General features: G+C 54.4%; 15 protein-coding genes and 1 pseudogene. 7 read left to right on the top strand and 9 right to left on the bottom strand.

All coding sequences use genetic code 11. The features are described 5' to 3' along the window. The first annotated feature begins 68 nt into the window (after positions 1-68). The 5 genes from AC07O1_RS28700 to AC07O1_RS28720 all read left to right on the top strand — a co-directional run bounded on the left by AC07O1_RS28700 (position 69) and on the right by AC07O1_RS28720 (position 5019). Positions 69-1187, top strand: a complete 1119-nt coding sequence (locus tag AC07O1_RS28700; protein ID WP_495090989.1) for a quaternary amine ABC transporter ATP-binding protein — start codon at positions 69-71, stop codon at positions 1185-1187. Further along, entirely contained in the window at positions 1184-2032 is an 849-nt protein-coding gene (locus AC07O1_RS28705; RefSeq protein WP_495090990.1) for an ABC transporter permease, read from the top strand. The genes AC07O1_RS28700 and AC07O1_RS28705 overlap by 4 nt, the downstream gene beginning before the upstream one ends. Then, complete coding sequence (locus AC07O1_RS28710) at positions 2029-2880, top strand: ABC transporter permease (protein ID WP_495090991.1); 852 nt, start codon at positions 2029-2031, stop codon at positions 2878-2880. Before AC07O1_RS28705 ends, AC07O1_RS28710 begins: the two co-directional genes overlap by 4 nt. 12 nt (positions 2881-2892) lie before the next feature. Beyond that, positions 2893-3891, top strand: a complete 999-nt coding sequence (locus AC07O1_RS28715) for a 4-hydroxyproline epimerase (protein WP_495090992.1) — start codon at positions 2893-2895, stop codon at positions 3889-3891. A gap of 144 nt (positions 3892-4035) precedes the next feature. Next, positions 4036-5019: a GlxA family transcriptional regulator gene (locus tag AC07O1_RS28720; protein ID WP_495091009.1), complete on the top strand. Its 984-nt coding sequence runs from the start codon at positions 4036-4038 to the stop codon at positions 5017-5019. A 340-nt stretch (positions 5020-5359) separates the two neighbouring features. Here AC07O1_RS28720 and AC07O1_RS28725 read toward each other — a convergent pair whose 3' ends face one another. The 3 genes from AC07O1_RS28725 to AC07O1_RS28735 all read right to left on the bottom strand — a co-directional run bounded on the left by AC07O1_RS28725 (position 5360) and on the right by AC07O1_RS28735 (position 10350). Continuing rightward, entirely contained in the window at positions 5360-6127 is a 768-nt protein-coding gene (locus AC07O1_RS28725) for a metallophosphoesterase (RefSeq protein WP_495090993.1), read from the bottom strand. Between the two features lie 124 nt (positions 6128-6251). Beyond that, positions 6252-9068: a 2-oxoglutarate dehydrogenase E1 component gene (locus AC07O1_RS28730; protein WP_495090994.1), complete on the bottom strand. Its 2817-nt coding sequence runs from the start codon at positions 9066-9068 to the stop codon at positions 6252-6254. 250 nt (positions 9069-9318) lie between these two features. Then, a complete protein-coding gene (locus tag AC07O1_RS28735; RefSeq protein ID WP_495090995.1) occupies positions 9319-10350 on the bottom strand; it encodes a GlxA family transcriptional regulator in 1032 nt (343 codons plus the stop codon). Positions 10351-10667: 317 nt separating this feature from the next. On the opposite strand from AC07O1_RS28735, the gene AC07O1_RS28740 reads away from it, so the two are divergent. Together AC07O1_RS28740 and AC07O1_RS28745 are read left to right on the top strand one after the other, a co-directional pair. Continuing rightward, positions 10668-11753 (top strand): NAD(P)H-dependent flavin oxidoreductase, encoded by a 1086-nt coding sequence (locus tag AC07O1_RS28740; protein ID WP_495090996.1) that lies wholly within the window; start codon positions 10668-10670, stop codon positions 11751-11753. 568 nt (positions 11754-12321) lie between these two features. Next, positions 12322-12975 carry a peroxiredoxin gene (locus tag AC07O1_RS28745; RefSeq protein WP_495090997.1) on the top strand — a complete coding sequence of 218 codons (654 nt, stop codon included), beginning with the start codon at positions 12322-12324 and terminating at the stop codon, positions 12973-12975. 775 nt (positions 12976-13750) lie between these two features. Here AC07O1_RS28745 and AC07O1_RS28750 read toward each other — a convergent pair. The 6 genes and pseudogenes from AC07O1_RS28750 to AC07O1_RS28775 all read right to left on the bottom strand — a co-directional run bounded on the left by AC07O1_RS28750 (position 13751) and on the right by AC07O1_RS28775 (position 19176). Further along, a complete protein-coding gene (locus AC07O1_RS28750) occupies positions 13751-15079 on the bottom strand; it encodes an MFS transporter (protein WP_495013430.1) in 1329 nt (442 codons plus the stop codon). Between the two features lie 159 nt (positions 15080-15238). Further along, a complete protein-coding gene (gene lhgO / locus AC07O1_RS28755) occupies positions 15239-16432 on the bottom strand; it encodes an L-2-hydroxyglutarate oxidase (protein ID WP_495090998.1) in 1194 nt (397 codons plus the stop codon). Between the two features lie 125 nt (positions 16433-16557). Continuing rightward, positions 16558-17268 carry a FadR/GntR family transcriptional regulator gene (locus AC07O1_RS28760; RefSeq protein WP_495013432.1) on the bottom strand — a complete coding sequence of 237 codons (711 nt, stop codon included), beginning with the start codon at positions 17266-17268 and terminating at the stop codon, positions 16558-16560. A gap of 177 nt (positions 17269-17445) precedes the next feature. After that, positions 17446-17556: pseudogene (locus tag AC07O1_RS28765) on the bottom strand (IS630 family transposase); the annotation flags it as partial. A 293-nt stretch (positions 17557-17849) separates the two neighbouring features. After that, positions 17850-18029: a hypothetical protein gene (locus AC07O1_RS28770; RefSeq protein WP_495090999.1), complete on the bottom strand. Its 180-nt coding sequence runs from the start codon at positions 18027-18029 to the stop codon at positions 17850-17852. Positions 18030-18108: 79 nt separating this feature from the next. Further along, positions 18109-19176: an alpha/beta fold hydrolase gene (locus tag AC07O1_RS28775; protein ID WP_495091000.1), complete on the bottom strand. Its 1068-nt coding sequence runs from the start codon at positions 19174-19176 to the stop codon at positions 18109-18111. Positions 19177-19308: the final 132 nt, after the last annotated feature.

Consider the following 19308-nt stretch of genomic DNA (forward strand, 5'->3'; position numbering starts at 1 on the left):
TGCTTTGTAGCCACTGCCGCCCTTTGATTAATTAGAAAAACCAGAAAACTGGTTCACGGGTTACGAAAATGACAACGCCCAAAATTGACACCAACGAAGTGCTGATAGATTGCCAGTCAGTCTGGAAAATCTTCGGGAAAGCCGCACCTGCAGCAATGAATGCTGTTGTTCAGCAGGGGCTCACCAAGACTCAGATCCTGCAAAACTACGGCTGCGTGGTCGGCGTCTCCGACGTCAGTCTCCAGGTTCGCCGAGGAGAGATCTTTTGCATCATGGGATTGTCCGGCAGTGGCAAATCCACACTTATCAGGCTACTCAATAAGCTGATCACACCTAGCTCAGGGACAGTCCTGGTTAAAGGCAAGGATCTGTCTTCCCTTACAGCTGCACAGCTTCGTGAGGTTAGGGCGCGTCACATTGGCATGGTCTTTCAGAGCGTCGCTTTGTTACCAAATCGAACAGTGTTGGAGAACACGGCGTTTGGCCTGGAGGTGCAGGGCGTGGGCAAGGCCGAGCGTTACAAGGTGGCCGAGCAGGCCTTGGCCAAGGTGGGTTTGAGCGATTGGTCTTCACATTATCCCAGCGCGTTGTCTGGCGGTATGCAGCAACGTGTGGGGTTGGCACGTGCCATTACTGCGGATCCTGAAGTGATTTTGATGGATGAGCCTTTCAGTGCGCTTGATCCGTTGATTCGCCGGCAGTTGCAGGATGAGTTTCGCCAGTTGACCAAGGAGCTTGGCAAGTCCGCCGTGTTTATCACGCACGACCTGGACGAGGCGATTCGAATCGGTGACCGCATCGCGATCATGAAGGACGGCGTGATCATCCAGGTGGGTACGGCCGAGGAGATCGTGCTCAATCCGGCTGACGACTACGTCGCGGAATTTGTGGCGGGCATTTCCAGATTGCATCTGGTTAAAGCCCAGTCGGTCATGACGCCCGTGGAGCCTTACAAGGTGGCGAACCCTGGCTGCGACATTTCCAGGCTTGCCAAAACCTCGCTCGACGCCGATATCAACGAGCTGATCGAATTGACCATGAAGTCCGAGCGCGACGCACTCTCTGTTGTCGACAACGGAACAGTGGTAGGCATCATTACGCTGCGTGATCTGCTGCGTGGCGTTCAAGGCATTCCGAATGAGTTCGCGGCTTCGACAGCCGCCAGTCTTCTGGAGGCATCGACATGAGCATCCCGGACTTTTCCAATCAGTTCGACTCGGTCGTCGACTCGAGTCTGGAATGGCTATCGGATCACGGCGAATTTTTATTCGACGGCGTCAATGCATTACTGACGGGCATATACAAAAGTGTTCTCTGGTGTATTGCCTATCCCCCGTATTACGTCGTCGCGATAGCCATTGCCCTTATCGGGTGGCGGGTTGTCGGCGTTCGGTTCGCCATTCTCGCAGGCCTGGCGTTGTTGTTTTGCGACGTGATTGGCTTGTGGCCGGAGACGGTCAGTACCCTTGCCCTGGTGCTGACGGCTACCGTGCTGGCGCTGGTGGTAGCGATCCCATTGGGCGTGCTGGCCGGCCTCGCGCCGTCAGTTGATCGCGTCGTGGATCCGGTTCTGGATCTGATCCAGACTCTGCCGCCCTACATCTATCTGTTGCCGGCCATCGCCCTGCTGGGCTACGGCCCGGCCACGGCACTGTTGGCCACCTTTATCGTTGCCGTACCACCGGCCATACGCCTGACCTCTCTGGGGATTCGCATGACTCCACGGGAATTCATCGAGCTGGGGGATGCCAGTGGCGTCACCGGTTGGCAGATGTTCTTCAAGATCCGCCTGCCATTCGCCAAGCCCAGCATCATGGCAGGGGTGAATCAGAGCCTGATGATGGCGTTCGGTATGGTGGTCATTGCCGGCATCGTCGGTTCCGGCGGCCTGGGTGAGTCGATTTATGCAGCTGTTCGCACACTGGATATCGCCAAGTCGATCAACGCGGCCATCGCCATCGTCATTCTGACCATGATTCTGGATCGGTTGGCGCAGCACGCTGCACGTTCGCGGATGGGAGAAAGCCAATGACTACCATGAACATCCAATTTTCCCCGGGTGAGTTCCTGGCACCTGCCGTTGACTGGCTGAATGCCAATCTGCACGGTTTGTTCAAAGGAATCAGCCAAGTCATCGAGGCGGTACTTGGCTTCGTTGAGGCCGCGCTGCTTGCGCCCCATCCTTATGTGTTCATTGGGATCGTCGTCGTTGGCGCTTTTTTTCTCACCAACAAACGCGTCGCCGTATTCGCTGCTTTGATGTTGGCTTTTTGCTTATTCTCCGGCCTTTGGGTCGCCTCCATGCAAACCATTGCCCTGGTCTCGGTCGCGGTTCTGATATCGGTGGCCATCGCCTTTCCACTCGGTGTGCTGGCCGCACGGGTGAAGCGGGTTGATGAAGCGTTCCTGCCGATCCTCAACATCATGCAGACGGTGCCGCCATGGGTTTACCTGATCCCCGCCGTGATTCTGTTCAGCCTGGGGCGGGTGCCGGCAATTATTGCGACCATCGTTTACGGCATTCCGCCGATGCTCAGGCTGACTACCCTGGCGTTCAAACAGTTGCCGAAAGATTTGCTGGAGCTGGGGCAGGCGTCCGGTGCTTCGCCAAGGGACATTCTGTTCAAGATTGAACTGCCGACTGCCGCTCCCACGCTGTTGGTAGGCCTGAACCAATGCATCCTCATGTCCTTGGCGATGGTGGTGCTGGCAGGTCTGGTGGGGGCGGGCGGTTTAGGGGCTGAAGTAACCCGAGGTCTCTCAAGGATGGAGATGGGCCTGGGACTCCGGGCCGGCCTGGCGATTGTGGCGGTTGCACTGCTGCTGGATCGTCTGTCACGCGGCGCATTGCAGCGTCATTCCCCCAGCAACCTCGTTTGAAAGGGTTCCAGTATGAGACGCAGCTTTTTTTGCATCGACTCACATGCGTGCGGCAATCCGGTTCGGGTGGTGGCAGGTGGCGGCCCTTTGTTGCCGTCGGTTTCGATGGCCGAACGACGAGAAATTTTTGTCCGCGATCATGACTGGGTACGAACCGCGTTGATGTTCGAGCCCAGGGGGCACGACATCATGTCTGGCGTCATCATCTACCCGTCCTCGCGTGATGACTGTGACTTTGGTGCGTTGTTTATCGAGGTCAGCGGCTGTCTGCCGATGTGTGGAGCAGGCACTATCGGTTTGTCTACCGTGGTGATCGAGGAAGGCCTGGTCACACCGCGCGAACCGGGCAAGCTGGCCATCGAGACGCCGGCCGGGCGGGTGGATGTCGAGTACACCATGAACGGCGAATATGTCGACTCCATCCGCCTGTTCAACGTGGTCAGCTACCTGCACAGTGCCGATGTGGTGGTGGATGTGCCAGGCGTAGGTGAGCTCGTCGTGGACATTGCTTACGGCGGCAATTTCTATGCGGTGGTCGAGCCGCAGGAAAACTGGGCCGGATTGAAAGGATTGACCACGGCAGACATCGTCAACCTGAGTCTGAAGTTGCGCTCGGCCCTGGCTGAAGTAAGTGATCCCGTGCATCCCGAGAACAGCAGAATCAGTGGCGTTCACCATGTCATCTGGTGCGACGACGAACACAGCACGGCAGCAGATGGACGCGGTGCCGTGTTCTACGGCGACAAAGCCATTGATCGCTCTCCCGGTGGTACAGGTACCTCGGCACGGATGGCTCAACTGTTTGGTAAAGGACGATTGAAGGTGGGGGATATGTACCGCAACGAAAGCTTGATCGGGACGATCTTCGAAGGGAAAGTCGAAGCGTCGGTGAAAGTCGGAGCGTTTGACGGCATCAGGCCGAGTATCGGTGGCTGGGCGCAGATTACCGGACACAACACCATTTTTGTCGACGATAGAGACCCGCTTCGTCACGGTTTTCAGCTTGCCTGATCAGCAGAGTAATGACGCCAGGGGTAAGCGCTTTTTGTACTTCTGGCGCTTGGCATTGCGCTTTATCAACGCACCAATTAACGTGTTCGTTAACATAAGAAAGCAGGTCGAACATTGATCGAGCGACGTCAATTCAGCGGAGGCATGAAGGGGAAAAATCTCCGCTATCTGAATGAAAAACCCAACGAGACAATGCAAGCGGTTCGAGCAGGATTTCTGCTGCTTGAGCATTTCTCGCTGCCCGCGTTCACCCAGGCGCTGGATACGATTGTCACCGCGAATCTTCTACGACCCGGGTTGTTCTCTTCCCGAACGTTTGGCTTGACCGATGGGGAGGTCGTCAGTGATCTGGGCTTGGTCATTCGGCCGGATGCGCGTCTCGATTGTTCAGTGATTCAAGACCTGGATCTACTGGTCATTTGCGGCGGCTACAGGACAGAACTGAAGGCTAATGATGGATTTATCACCCTGCTCAGGACTGCATCAGATCTGGGTGTCAGTCTGGCCGGATTGTGGAATGGAGCATGGTTCCTGGGGAGGGCAGGCTTGCTTGACGGTTACCGTTGCGCCATTCACCCCGAACATCGCCCCGCACTCGCTGAGTTCTGCAAGGCGACGCAGGTCAGCAGTGAGCCCTATATCATTGATCGAGACCGGCTCACGGCTTCCAGTCCTTCCGGGGCCTTTCATATGGCCCTGGACTGGATCAAAGGACTTCACGATAAAGCCCTCGTCGAGGGTATAGAGGACATCCTGGCGTTCGAGGAGTCTCGTTATCGGCGCATCAAACCAACTGAAAATATCTGTGTGAGCGCGCCGTTACGTGAGGTGGTCAAGCTGATGGATGCCAACCTCGAAGAGCCTTTGGAGTTGGAACAACTGGCGGTCTACGCCGGCCGTTCGCGTCGACAACTCGAGCGCTTGTTCAAGGAGCAACTGGGCACAACGCCGCAACGGTATTACATGGAACTGCGTATCACCGAGGCGCGACGACTTCTCCAGCACACAGAGCTGTCCCAGGTCGATGTGCTGGTTGCCTGTGGCTTTGTTTCGCCCAGTCATTTCAGCAAGTGCTATAGCTCGTATTTCGGTTACAGACCGTCCAAGGAAAAGCGGCTGGTAAAGTAAAAAGAACCGTTGCGTTAGTAACGTTTTGGAATGATCCATCGCAACGGTGGATCAGCTAGATCACTTTGATGCCGGAAAAGGTAACTGTCGGTAAAGCTGTTGTCTCAACGCGTCAAATGCGGCACTCGCTGCCGAAATTAAATACGCCCCAACGCTTTTCCGTGACTTCATGGCGCATCCCGATCCGTCGATGCTTCGTGAGGCAGCTGTGTATGCGTGGATACCAGGCAGATCCGGCAGACCGACGATATCACCTTGCCGTGATGCCTCTATATCGGAACGGGATGGTGTCGGTGATTGCCTTGGTGGTTTCACGGAGGGGGATTTGCAGTGTGTTGCCTCATATATCCAGGTCAATCACGTATGAGCCATTAAATTCAGGGTTTTCATTGATGCCATTTTTTGCATAACCCCGGGCGTTGCAAATGACGCGGGTGTTGCCCACCCGATAGTCAAAGCTCCCATGGGTATGGCCATGTAGCCAAAGTGCCGGTTGCCAGTCTTTGATCCGCTCTTCGAGGTCTGAAACATAACTGGAGTTAATCGGCGAACTCGCAAAAGCCGGGCTGATGCTCAACCGTGTCGGTGCAAAATGGGAAACCACCACCGTGGGCATGGTTCGGTTTTTGGTAAAGCAGTCTTCCAGCCAGGCGACTGTCTGTAAAAAAACCAGTTGGGAAATCGCCGGAGTGAACAGGTCTTGAAAATCGGGTGAGATTTTTATGTGGGTGAAGTCCCGAATGACCTTCGTCGCCAGATCAATGCCCTGTGCCCGATCCTCTGCGGAATCGAAAAGACGATAGTCAGACCACAGGGTGCAGCCTAGAAAACGCACGCCATTGTGGACATACTCCGAACGTTCCAGCACGTGGATCTGTGTGCCTTGCGACAATCTGTTCAAGTGCTCGTAGGTAGAAATCAAGTCACTGCCATAAAACTCGTGATTGCCTGCCACGTACACGACCGGAGCGGGGCAGGATTTGGCCCACTCAATGGCCGCTGCCGGTCGGGAGATATCTCCGGCGAGGACTACAATATCGGCATCCACATCGGGAAAAGGTAATGCGTTGACGGACAAGTGGATGTCGGACAGCAAGGCGATGCGCATTGATCAACTCCTACCGGTTTTAAATGGCGGCTCATTCAACTTACGCGTTGATCACCTCTTGCGACAAGCTTGGTGACTCCCTCTCGACACCAGGATGGCGACGAGAGGGAGCACAAATCGTCCCCTAAGAGAACGCGCTTTGAATGACCAGGCGTTGTTGCTCAACGTGCATCGTCATATTGCCTGGTGCCGTGGATGCACCTGGTGGTGGTCCTGCGTAACGAAGCGAGGCCGACTCAGGGGTAATTTCACGCAGATAATCATCGACGAATTTCCAGGCACCTTGATTACGGGATTCCTCCTGGCACCAGACCACCGATTTCAGATTTTTGTAACGACCGAGTTCATTAGCCAACGCCTCGCAAGGAAAAGGGAAGAGCTGCTCCAGGCGAACCAAAGCGATATGTTCAGCATTGGCAGCACGGCGGTGTGCCAACAGTTCATAGTAGATCTTTCCGGAACAGGCGATCACACGGGTCACCTTTTGATCTTGCGCAGCAGCGGCAAAACTCTCACCCATCACCTCCTGAAAAGTTCCCTCAGAGAATTCCATTAGCTCGCTCACAGCATCTGGATGCCTCAACAAGGATTTCGGAGTCATCACAATCAATGGCCTGGGTGCGGAATGCAACGCCTGACGCCGCAGTAAATGGAAGAACTGAACCGGCGTCGTCGGCTGACAAACCCGCATGTTGTCTTGCGCACATAATTGCAGGTATCGCTCCAGTCGGGCTGAAGCGTGTTCCGGACCCTGACCTTCTTGCCCGTGCGGCAACAACATGGTCAATGCACTGTGCTGACCCCATTTGGCAGCGCCAGCGGCAATGAACTGGTCGATAACTACCTGCGCGCCGTTGGCAAAATCTCCGAATTGAGCTTCCCACAGTACCAGAGCGTCAGGACGAGCGATGGTGTAACCGTATTCAAAGGCCAGGACCGCGGCTTCGGACAACACCGAGTTGATGACCGTGAAGTTACCCTGCTGCCCTTGGGCCACATGATCCAAAGGCCGATATTTACCTTGTCCACGCACTTCACGATTCTGCGGATTTAAAACGGCGTGCCGATGGCTGAAAGTGCCTCGCTCGCAATCCTCCCCACTGAGCCTCACATCGACACCAGCAGACAACACCGATGCGAAAGCAAGGTGTTCACCCATGCCCCAATCCAACGCTTTCGAGCCCATTGCCATCTCGTGCCGGCCATTGATGACCCTGGATACCAGAGGGTGCAATTTCAAATCTGCAGGAAGCTCTGAAATACGGGTAGCCAGTGCTTTGATTTGCTCCAGTGTCGGTGCTGAGTAAAAGTTGGTTTTCAGGCCTGGAGAGAACTGTTGGGCTGTCTCTACGGCCATGGAGGTTTCAGCTATAGCGCCAGACTGGGAGTTTTCCAGACCGTCGCGGTAAGCCTGCGCGATGGACAAAACCTGCTCGTCAGTTACCAGTCCCGAAGCGACCAGCTTATTGGCATAGATTTGACGTATGCCCGGATGGGTACCGATCGAACGGTACATCAGCGGCTGAGTAATGTTGGGTGTGTCTTGCTCCTGATGGCCGTGCCGTCTGAAACAGACCAGGTCGATCACTACGCTTTTGCCAAACTCTTTGCGGAAATCGAGTGCGAGCTGTACCGCATTGACAACAGCCTCAGGGTCGTCCCCGTTCACGTGCAATACCGGCGCCTCAATCATCTTTGCAATGTCAGTGCAGAAAAATGAGGACCTGGTTTCTTGTGGATCAGAAGTGGTAAAGCCAATCTGATTGTTCACGACGATGTGCACGGTGCCGCCGGTGCCATACCCTTTGGTGTAACTCAGGCTCAGTGTTTCCATGACGACACCTTGTCCGGAAATGGCCACATCACCATGTATCTCTACTGGCAGCACGCTGCCGCGCTGGGAGGCTTCGTACTGCTCGCTTTGAGCTCGAGCCATACCTTGAACAACCGGGTTGACGATTTCCAGGTGAGAAGGGTTGAAGGCCAAGGCGACTTTCACCGTACCGTTTTGCGTCTCTATGTTCCCCGTGAACCCCTTGTGGTACTTCACGTCACCCGCCGGTAAAACATTGGCAGCTTTGTTATCGAACTCATCGAATAGATAAGCCGGTGGCTTACCAACCGTGTTCACCAGAACATTCAAACGGCCACGGTGAGCCATGCCCATTACGACATTACGTACACCGTTTTTTGCGCCATGGTTGATGAGCTCATCCAGAAGGACGATCAAGGATTCACCGCCCTCCAACGAAAATCGTTTTTGACCGGTGTACCGGATATGCAGATATTTCTCGAACCCTTCCGCCGCCGAAAGACGCTCAAGAATGCGTAGTTTTTTCTCGGGACCGAGCGCCGGCTTCGATCGTGTGGACTCAAGACGGTTCTGCCACCAATCGCGTTGCAATGGGTCGCTCAGGTACATGAATTCGGTGCCTAAAGTTCCACAGTAGGTTGTCTCTAATGCGCAGACCAGGTCAGAAATAGACCCTTCGCCTTTCCAGAAGTGGTTACCCGGCAGCTCGATTTTTTTTGATAAGTCGCAGCCTTCCAATCCGTGAAACTCAGGCGACAGCTCCGGCATGCCAGGTAATGGAGCCCATCGCAGAGGATCAAGATCGGCCCGACGTGCGCCGACCATTCGAAAGGTCGCGATTAATGATTGAGCTGCCAATTGTCTACGAGCAGTTTCCATGTCTGGAACGGCGACCGACAAAGCCTTGCGCCCGGCACGTCGCGCAAGCTGCACAAACTGCTCGACTATCGGCGCGTGCGCAATGTCAGCTGACTGCAGCTCACCAATGCCGAGGGGCAGCCGAAATGACTCAAAGTAGGTACGCCATTGATCGGGTACGGTTAAGGAGTCAACGAGAAACTGCTCATATAACTCTTCAACATAGGAGACGTTCCCACCATGTAAGACTGAAGTTTTTTGGCTTTGCATCGCTGACTCCTCGTTTCTCTGCCCTCGGATTGTTAGAGCGATGCTAACTAAAATGTCATTCTAAAATACTTATAGATGGTGCGGTTCAAGGCCAAAGAAAGGCGATTTTCGGCCAAGCACCCACCCGTATCGGAGCTGCTCGTACTTGGCCAGAAAGTGATTGAATCTGGCTTGAAATCGATGCTTTATAAACTTGATGTGAACCCGCGTCGGTGCCATCTTTTTGTTTCGGACGCCGCCAGGAGATTCACTATGCTGCCTCGATTTTTTTCGTGGTGTGGTGGGGCATCTGCGATACTTTCTTGTGTATTACTTTTGCGCTTTTCTCGGTGTTTCTGAAGTGGCTCCGGTATTCTTTCGGCGTGGTATTCAAGCGTCGTGAAAAAATCATGCGCATATGTGTTGAGTTATGAAAGCCGCAGTTGAATGCAATGGTTTTTAATGGGACGTCTGTGTCTTCAAGCATTTTTCGAGCATGGTCAACCCGCACCTGTTCAACGAAAGCCGCAGGCGTGACAGCTGCGTATCTGGAAAAAATTCGCGAAAAAGTACGACGGCTCACCGACACGGCATCCGCCAGTTGATCCATCGAAAATGCTTCACCGATATGATCTGTCACAAAACGCATCACCGTAGTGACGATGGAGTTCTCTTCGGGGCGCAAGGCCAGGAATGGGCTCGATTGTGACTGTCCGCCCTCTCTGTGGATGTACACAACCAGGCGTTTTGCGACGGTGACTGCAAGTTCGTTACCCCAGTCTTCAGCGACCAAAGACAGGCACAAATCGATGCCGGCCGACACACCGGCAGAGGTGAACAGATCTCCATCGCGTACGAAGATTTTGTCAGGCCGGATCAAGGTAAGAGGGAATTGATCTTCAAGCCGCTGAACATCATTCCAGTGTGCGGTCACTTCGCGCCCATCCAGTAAGCCAGCATGAGCTAACAGAAAGGCTCCATTGCACACCGATCCAAATCGCCGAGATCCCGCCGCCTGACTGCGCAACCAATCCAGAAAACCTTCTTCTGGTCGTGCGTCCGGCATTCTCGGACCACCCGCCACGAGAAGCAGGTCGCAATGGCCCGGATAGTTTTGATAGTGATAGGGAACGGCAATCTCCATCCCGTTCGAGCAGCGTACATTTCCTGGTCGAACCCCCACCATTGAGACGTCATACCGCTGACCTTCCGGCAGGAATGAATTCGCTTCGGCGAACACATCGAGGGGACCTGCTACATCCAGCGCCTGGACACCATCAAAAACAACCAGTGCAAGTTTCATATGAGCCTTCTCAGTCAACCGTCCGTAGAAGGGGCGGTTGTGCTACGAGAATTTTAGACAGGTTCGTCTACACACGCTACGGGTCACCGTCAGCCGGTCAATAAGCCTCTCGCTATCTCGTGCGCAAATGGCCAGAAATAGCTATTCATTGGCTCTAAAGTGAATGAGCAAAAAGTCGGCGTGTCTCGATTTGCCTCTAAGCTTGCTGCAGATATGAGCCGGCTGTTGGTACATCTCAGTATTTATGGGGGGCCCAACTAACGGATATCCCAAAGAAAAGTATTATTCAATTGCGATAGCAAACGGAGCGTATGCCGATGTGGTCCAACACGCCCGCAACAAGACTGTTGGGTATAAAATTTCCCATTATTCAAGGTCCCTTTGGTGGCGGCCCCTCGTCCGTTGAACTGGTCAGTACTGTATCCAATGCCGGAGGTTTAGGGTCTTTTGGCATGCAGTCACTGGAGCCCGCGCAAATGATTGATGTGGCACGGCAGATTCGTATCGCGACGAGTAAACCGTTTGCCATCAACCTTTGGATGTCTAACGGTGAAGAGACAGAGTCAAGCCCCGAAGGCGTTCATGAAGCAGGCGAGCTTTTGCGTCCGTATTATGCCGAACTTGGAAAGGAAGTTCCGGCCACGCCTGAGCGTTTTATCCCCGATTTGGGTGACCAGCTAGCTGCAATGCTGGAAATTAAGCCGCCCGTATTCAGTTTTGTTTTCGGCATTCCTCCTGCCGCCATTATTGCTGCCTGCAAGTCATTGGGTATTTTGACGATGGGGACAGCGACCACTGCGCAGGAAGCGAAAGCATTGGAAAATGCAGGCGTCGATTGCATTGTTGCCTCAGGATTCGAAGCCGGTGGTCATAAAGGGTCGTTCCTGAGATCGGCTGAAGAATCGCTTACGGGCACATTTTCCTTGATTCCCCAGGTGGTGGACCAGGTGGGGATCCCCGTTATCGCTGCCGGTGGCATAGCTGATGCACGCGGGGTGGCGGCAGCCTTTGCCTTGGGGGCTCACGGCGTTCAGATTGGTACTGCGTTTCTTGCCTGTAAAGAGTCAGCGGCGAGTTCCCCGCATCGCAAAGCCCTTTGCGAGAGTCATTCGGGATCTACGACGCTGACGAAAGCTTTCACTGGTCGCCTGGCGAGGAGCATTTCGAACAGGATGACTACCGAGATGAGTCACTGCAGCTCAAAAATTGCGCCTTATCCTGTCCAGGCCTGGTACATGGGGAATCTCGGAAGAGCGGCGCTAATGCAAGGCCACGATGACTTCGTTTCTCTGTCAGCAGGGCAATCCGTCTCTTTGATTCGTCACGACAACGCGCGCGAGTTGATGGAGGAACTCGTCAGGGAAACTCCGAAAATTTTTGCGAAATACTGTTTGCATCGATGATGAAGATCGAAGGGGGGGAACTCAGATTTTGCGGATCTCTGGATTGGGATGTTATTCGTTGGAGCTTATTTTTAAAGTACTCTGACGGCGCAAGTTTGAAAGTTGATAGCATCCCGGATCGTTTCCAACAGGAGGCAGATCCGGGCCACTTCATCCGCTGGTATGTTCAGGCAGATCCACCACTCGATCATGTTCAACATCGGCTCCGCAGCCTTCGGCGAACCATCTCGCACCCACCGACAATGTCCGCCTCAAGCAGCCCCACGGCAGTGTCGAATTGCCCGGTTTTGATTGCCACCTGGGCGGCGCCACGTACGCTATTGCTGGACGAGTCCGCGAAAAGAGGATTGAGGCCGGTCTATCGACTGAGTCACCAGCTTAATGCTGATGAGACCGTAAGACACGCTAATTCAAGCACTTACAGAGTAAATACCCTGGTTTGCGCCTTGTCTTGGTACGTCTCCTATACTGACTCGCGTTGACAGGTTCAACGCAGACACCGAATGCCGTTGGAACTGCAGTCGGAGTTCTGACAACTTCCCTACCAGTCACTGTAAGGAGATCGAACATGGCAATCCGTATTGGCGACGAAGCACCGGATTTCACTGCCGAAAGCACCGAAGGTCCGCTGCACTTCCACGAGTGGATTGGCGACAAGTGGGCCATCCTGTTCTCGCATCCGAAGGACTTCACCCCTGTGTGTACCACTGAGCTCGGTTATATGGCCGGACTTAAGCCGGAATTCGATAAACGCAACACCAAGATAGTCGGGCTCAGTGTCGACCCGGTCAGTGACCACCGGGCCTGGGTCGGTGACATCGAAGAGACCCAGGGCCATGCGGTCAACTATCCCATGATCGGCGACGCAAACCTGGTGGTGGCGAAGCTCTACCACATGATTCACCCGAATGCCAGTGGCGGCTCACGCACCGCCGCGGACAACGCCACGGTGCGTTCGGTGTTCATCGTCGGCCCGGACAAGAAGGTCAAGGCGATGCTGATCTACCCAATGAGTGCCGGGCGCAACTTCGATGAAGTGTTGCGCCTGCTCGATTCTCTGCAATTGAACGCCAAGCACACAGTCGCCACCCCAGTGAACTGGCGCCCGGGTGAGGACGTCATCATTCCCACTTCGGTATCTGACGAAGAGGCCAGGAAGAAATACCCGCAGGGCTTCAAGACGTTGAAACCCTATTTGCGCGTCGTGGCGCAACCGAGGTAACAACAACCAGCAAGGGCTCAGTCACGATTGGAAGATGGATTATGTATCCGGGAGCGACTCTACGCCGGATGACATCGATCGCAGTGTTGACTGGGCTCACCCACCTGACTGCCGGCGCCGCGACGACGGGCACCTTGAAGTAAGTTCACGGGGTCGCGTTCAAGCTGGATGGGCAATAGCTATCTATCCCGCCCAATACCGTGATGGGCACTGGAGCACGGCAACGGGCTTGAGCTCGACTATGTGGACTTTTCTGCCTGCCGTCAGGCGATCTGAGTTGACCTTCAATTTGTAGGCGCATCCGAACGACTGGTTTTGGCCGATGCTGTTGAAAAGGTCCGGGCAATCATTTCAACCTCGGAGTGAGGCAAGAAAACGCACATTTTTTCGCGTCGCTACGAAAAATCTGACCAGATTCGTCACTCAAAATCTGGCCAGATTTCAATCTCCACAACGTGGTTTTTCGCTGCGATTATTGGATGGGACTTTTTCAACAGAATCGGCCGATCCATACCACTCAGTCGGATAAGACTATGGGGCAATAGCAAAGCACTGCATCTGCCGGCAACACCGTATCGCGCTTGTACGCAGTCTTTCACAACCGCTACAGAGGGTACGGCTTGCAGAACCGCTGCATTGCGGTTGTCGAGAAACTATGGGCAAATTGCTGGTTCGTCGCGACGAACGGCGAGTGGCTTGCATCAACTCCCATACACTTTAAGGCGGGTTGTTGGGGAGGAGCTGGCTCCCCCAACTTTCCACGATCACTCACTTCTTAGTTTTTAAACGCTGAGTGCTTGCGTCCTTGATCGCACAAAGCGAAAACCACGACCAATGCCGACGCTATCGCCAGGATGATGACAACTCCATCTGTGGAGTGCGTTGCAGACGTGGACACCAATGACAATGCTCCCAGCGGTGCTAGTCCTCCTGCGATGGCGGTACCGATTTCGCGCCCTGTGCCGAAGCCTGAGGAACGGGTCTGGGTAGGGAACTGGCGGCTCAGGAAAGAACCTTGCGGAGCGAACATCATGGGGGCAAGGATGCCGGTGCCAACGCCTATGGCCACATAAATCATCAGACTCTCGCCGGTGTTAAGCAGCGCCAGGAACGGGTAGGCAAACAGCAGCGAAAACACACCGCCGAGTATGAGCACTGTCTTGCTGCTCCACTTGTCGCACAGCCAGCCGAAGAAGGGTACGGCGACAATGGCGATCATACTCGCGATAGTCACTGACAATGACGTGACATGAACATCAACCCCCTTGAACTGGGTCAGGTAGGCCAGGGAGAACGTTTTGAAGATGTAGCTCAAAGCGTTGTAGCCAACAGCCACGAAAAATACGACACCCAGCCCTTTGAGGTCATTCTTGAACAGTGCTTTCAGGGGTGACGCCTTGGCTTTTACCTTTTGCTTGCTCAGATCGGCGAACTCGGGAGTTTCCGGAATGCTGCTGCGAACCCAAAGACCTACGGCTACTAACGCAATGCTGCAAATGAACGGGATCCGCCATCCGCCCGACAGCAGGAATTCATTTCCATTAATGGTCAGCAGATAAACGGTCAGCGATGAAAGCAACAGACCCAGGTTTAGACCCAGTGCCGGCCACGCGCCCTGACTTCCGCGTTTACCTTCGCAAGCATGCTCGTAGGAGGTGACTGCCGCCCCAGACAACTCGGCCCCCGCCCCCAGCCCCTGGATGATTCTTACCGCGACCAAAATGATGGGTGCCCATATGCCGATTGAGGCGTAGCTGGGAATCAGGCCGATCAAGGTTGTGCAGACGCCCATCAAGCAAAAGGTCAGCACCAGCACTTGTTTGCGGCCGAATTTATCTCCCAGATAACCGAAAATTACCCCGCCAAACGGTCGAGCAATAAAACCGATGGCAAATGTGGAAAATGCTAACAGCGATGCAGTTTTGGGATCGCTGTTATCAAAGAAGATTTTCGAAAACACAATCGCGGCCATTGTTGCGTACAAGTAAAAGTCGTACCACTCAAGCATTGAGCCAAAAATGGTGGCCGCGGCAACTTTACGCAAACGTTTTCTGGCTTGTTCTGGGGTTTCCACTAAAGGACTTATCGTTTTAATTGCCGTCATTTTATATTTCCTCATGCTTCATTGTATTTATTTTAAAGTCGACGCTAGTTGCTCTCTATTTGCCCTTGCGAGCCAATAGGTTTTTTAAATGTATTTGACCATCGCCCCTCCAGCAGATATCAACGATGCAGATCTGGATGGAGGTCAGTTGAGTCGGTATTAGTTGGGTTTTAATATTCGGTCGGCAATCATTGAGCCTATGGGAATGGCCGAAGTGGCGGCGGGAGAGGGCGCATTACACACGTGGAGCATGCGTGGCGTTTCGGCGAATAAAAAATCATGCACCAAGGTGCCGTCGCGCATGACGGCTTGGGCACGAATACCCGCCTCATACGGCAGAAGATCGTCAATGTTCAGTGACGGGCAATATTTTCGGCATTGCTCCAGGTATCCGGATTTGAACAATGAGTTTTTCATCTCCACGCTACCGGAACCCAGGTTTTGCCAGATGGTTTTCCAGAAGCCAGGGAAGGTTGTGTACTCGGCCACATCGCGCCAATTGATCGAAAACTTTCTGTAGTTCTCACGGCCCAGACCCAGCACAGCATTTGGGCCTACGGTGACACTGCCATCAATCATGCGGGTCAGGTGTACCCCCAAAAACGGCAACTCAGGATCTGGTATAGGGTAGATAAGGTGATTGACGATGTTGTTTTTCGCTGCAGGCAAGCGAAAGTATTCGCCGCGAAACGGAATTATCTGGTGGTCAATTTTGATGCCCGCCATTGTCGCCAGGCGATCTGATTGCAGGCCGGCACAGACCACCAGCTTCTTCGCACGCCAGACACCGTCACGGGTGCTGATCGTTACGTTGTCACCGTTCTCCTCTATGGCCGTAACAGTCTTTTCCAGATAGATCTCACCGCCGCTGCTGGTAATGACTCGGGCCATGGTTTCGCAGACTTCCCGGTAGTCGACGATGCCGGTGGCGTCGAGAAATAGCCCTCCAAGGCCAATGATGTTTGGCTCCCGGCGACGCAGCTCATCCGCGTCAAGACGCTCGACTTTCATTCCATTGAGTTGCGAGCGGGCATACAACGCTTCCATTCGCTCGACTTCGAGGGCGGTCGAGGCCACCAGCAACTTGCCACAGACGTCGAATTTGATGCCGTGCTCAGTGCAGAACTGCTTGGTTGCCTCGGCACCGCGCTTGCACAACTCAGCCTTGAGACTGCCCGGGGCGTAATAAATACCAGCATGTATCACACCGCTGTTATGACCTGTCTGGTGCTTGGCCAATGTTATTTCTTTTTCGAGGATAACAAGCGATGCATTGGGCTGGCGTTTGAGTAGCTCCATCGCGGTGGCAAGGCCCACTATCCCGCCGCCGATGATGCAAAAGTCGTAAGTCATTGTGTGGTTACCATAGATCAGTAAATGGCTGGTCTTGTTATCAGGCTATCAGGTTGTCTGACTAATGATTTTGTAAAAATCACGCATACCAGTGCATGCTTTCAGGGCTTCATAACGAGCTTGATTCAGTCCATAGGAGGAAGCTCAAGTTGTAGGCGCTTGGCTGATGCGCGCAAGTGTGCGTCTGCACAGGCAGCAGCGGCATGCCGATCACCATTTTCAATGGCGTGGTACAGCGCTTGGTGCTCGTAGGCAGCATCTGCCGAACCACCGACTAAGCGAGAAGCCGAGTTTTCCCAAGCTGTTTTGCGCGCGGCCGCCAGCTGACCTCTAAGGAAGTCATGAAAGGCCACGAAATAGTCATTCTTGCTGGCTTCGGCGATTGCGCGGTGAAACTCCACATCCGCCAAGGCCGCACCTTCAAAGTCAGTGCGTTTGTCATGCATTTCCTGCAACGCTTCTTTCATGCGTTGGAGATCTGCTGCGTCTCGTCGCTGAGCAGCAATCGAGGCTGCCTGGGTTTCGATCCACAGACGCATTTCGAACATTTGCACGAGGTCTGATCTGTAGTCGTTTTTTTTCGGGAACCGGAAAACCGTCCCGGCGGGTGTCTGGGAAATGAATGATCCAAGGCCTCGCCGTGCTAGCAATACACCATCGGCCTTCAGCTGGGCGATAGCCTCGCGAACTACTGAGCGGCTAACGTTCAGCTGTTCCGCTAACTGTTGTTCAGTCGGCAAACGCGATCCGGGTGCAAGCTGGCCGGAGTCGATTTCCGCGCGGATGGCGCTGACAACACGCACCACGAGAGAATCGGGACGCTGTACCTCAAGCATAAGACAATCTTCCTAGTCAGGTTGTCAGACAATAGTCCGCCCGGTTTTCAATTGTCAAGATGGGTTGCATCACTGAACCATCCTGCGTGATCACTTAGGGGGGAGGACGCAACCCGTAAAGATCGTACTGGACTACGAAATTTTTTTGAAAAACACCCCAAGCAACAGGCTGAAAGTGGACAACACCAAGGCGTTATCCGGTGGGTTCAGATAGAGCCCAACCACGTCGACCACCTTGTCGGCGAAATGAGGCTCGTTACTGATTTTGAAGGTCTTCAGGCGATGGGGTGCAGGGTAATGAGGTGTGAAGGCGTTAAAGCGAAGGGAGACGCTGGCCGAGGTAGGCGTATAACCAATCCGTGACATTGGCCGCATAGTCTATGCGTCGCCTGTAGGAAAATGACTTAACCGCTCAGGCCACTAGCGAGTGAAAGCTCGAGCGTTGGAGGGAAATGAAGTGCATAAACTACCTTCGCTGACGAGGTCTCAGGCGAAAGGGTCGGAGCACGCCCGGTTTGACGAGAAATATCACCATACTGGCGGCTCCTGAGCACGCGGACAGGATTGATGGCTAATACGCGTTACTGCAATGAGGTGCCGGGTTGAAGGCCTTTGACCTTCTCTCCATTGCCAGGCGTGCCTTTGTCGGTGCTGGCTATGTTTCGTTTGCCGAGTATCAAGCGGTCACCGGTCATGAACAGCGCAGGAACCGCCATGGCGATATAGACGTCGTCGAACCTCCAGGCAATGAAACCGCGCAAAAAAAACGGCTCGTTAAATAAAACGAGCCGTTGTTGTGAAGGTGCTTATCGAGGGAAGTGCACGGATGTCAGATCGGCCTCAAAGGTGATCCGCATCAATCACAGCCTTGGCGAACGCCTGCGGATCTTCCTGCGGCAGGTTGTGGCCGATGCCGCCGCTGATCAGCCGGAACTCGTATTTGCCGGTGAAGCGCTTGGCGTAATCCTCGGGGGCAGGGTGCGGCGCGCCGTTGGCGTCGCCTTCAAGGGTGATGGTCGGCACGCTAATGGAAGGCGCCGTGGCCAGTTTCTGCTCCAGAGCTTCGTATTGGGTCTCGCCTTGAACCAGGCCCAGGCGCCAGCGGTAGTTGAACACCGTGATGTCGACATGGTCGGGGTTGTCAAGTGCCTTGGCGCTGCGGTCGTAGGTGGCGTCATCGAACGCCCATTTTGGCGAAGCCAATTGCCATATCAACTTGGCGAAGTCGTGGGTGTTTTTCTCGTACCCGGCGCGACCGCGATCGGTGGCGAAGTAAAACTGATACCACCATTGCAATTCGGCCTTGGGTGGCAGCGGGTTCTTGCCGGCCGCCTGGTTGCCGATCAGATAGCCGCTGACCGAGACCAGCGCCTTGACCCGTTCCGGCCACAGCGCCGAGACGATGTCGGCCGAACGTGCGCCCCAATCATAGCCACCGAGCACGGCTTGTTTGATCTTCAGCGCATCCATAAAGTCGATGACGTCACTTGCCAGCGCGGCCGGTTGGCCATTGCGAACGGTTTTCTCGGACAGAAAATGCGTATCGCCGTAGCCACGCGCATACGGCATCAGTACTCGATAGCCCTTTGCTGCAAGCATGGGGGCGACCTCGTCATAGCTGTGAATGTCGTACGGCCAGCCGTGCAGAAGAATCACCACCGGCCCATCGGCCGGGCCTGTTTCGGCGTATGCCACGTTCAGCAGTCCGGCGTTGACATGCTTCAGCGGGCCGAACGCAGAGGGTGCCACATGAGTGGCGCCGGCATTGATTGCGGCTGGCTGCGCGGCGGCGGTCGTTTGCGCGTGGGCCGCGCCGAGAACGCCGAACAGGGTGAACGCGAGGATCGACGAGCCGACCAGACGGCGGCAAGTTTTGCCGGTTTTGTTGTTCTGCACTGCTATCTTCACGGTGATGTCTCCGATGCAAGTCGTTGGTCAGGAGTTCTGGCTGATCCCCTTCAAACCTTGCTTGCATTTGAACGCGGCGACGTATCTGGCCTGTGTCGAATCGCAGGCCAGATGAAAGCCTATGTATCGAGA

This window comes from Pseudomonas sp. GW821-FHT07G10 (assembly GCF_059418545.1).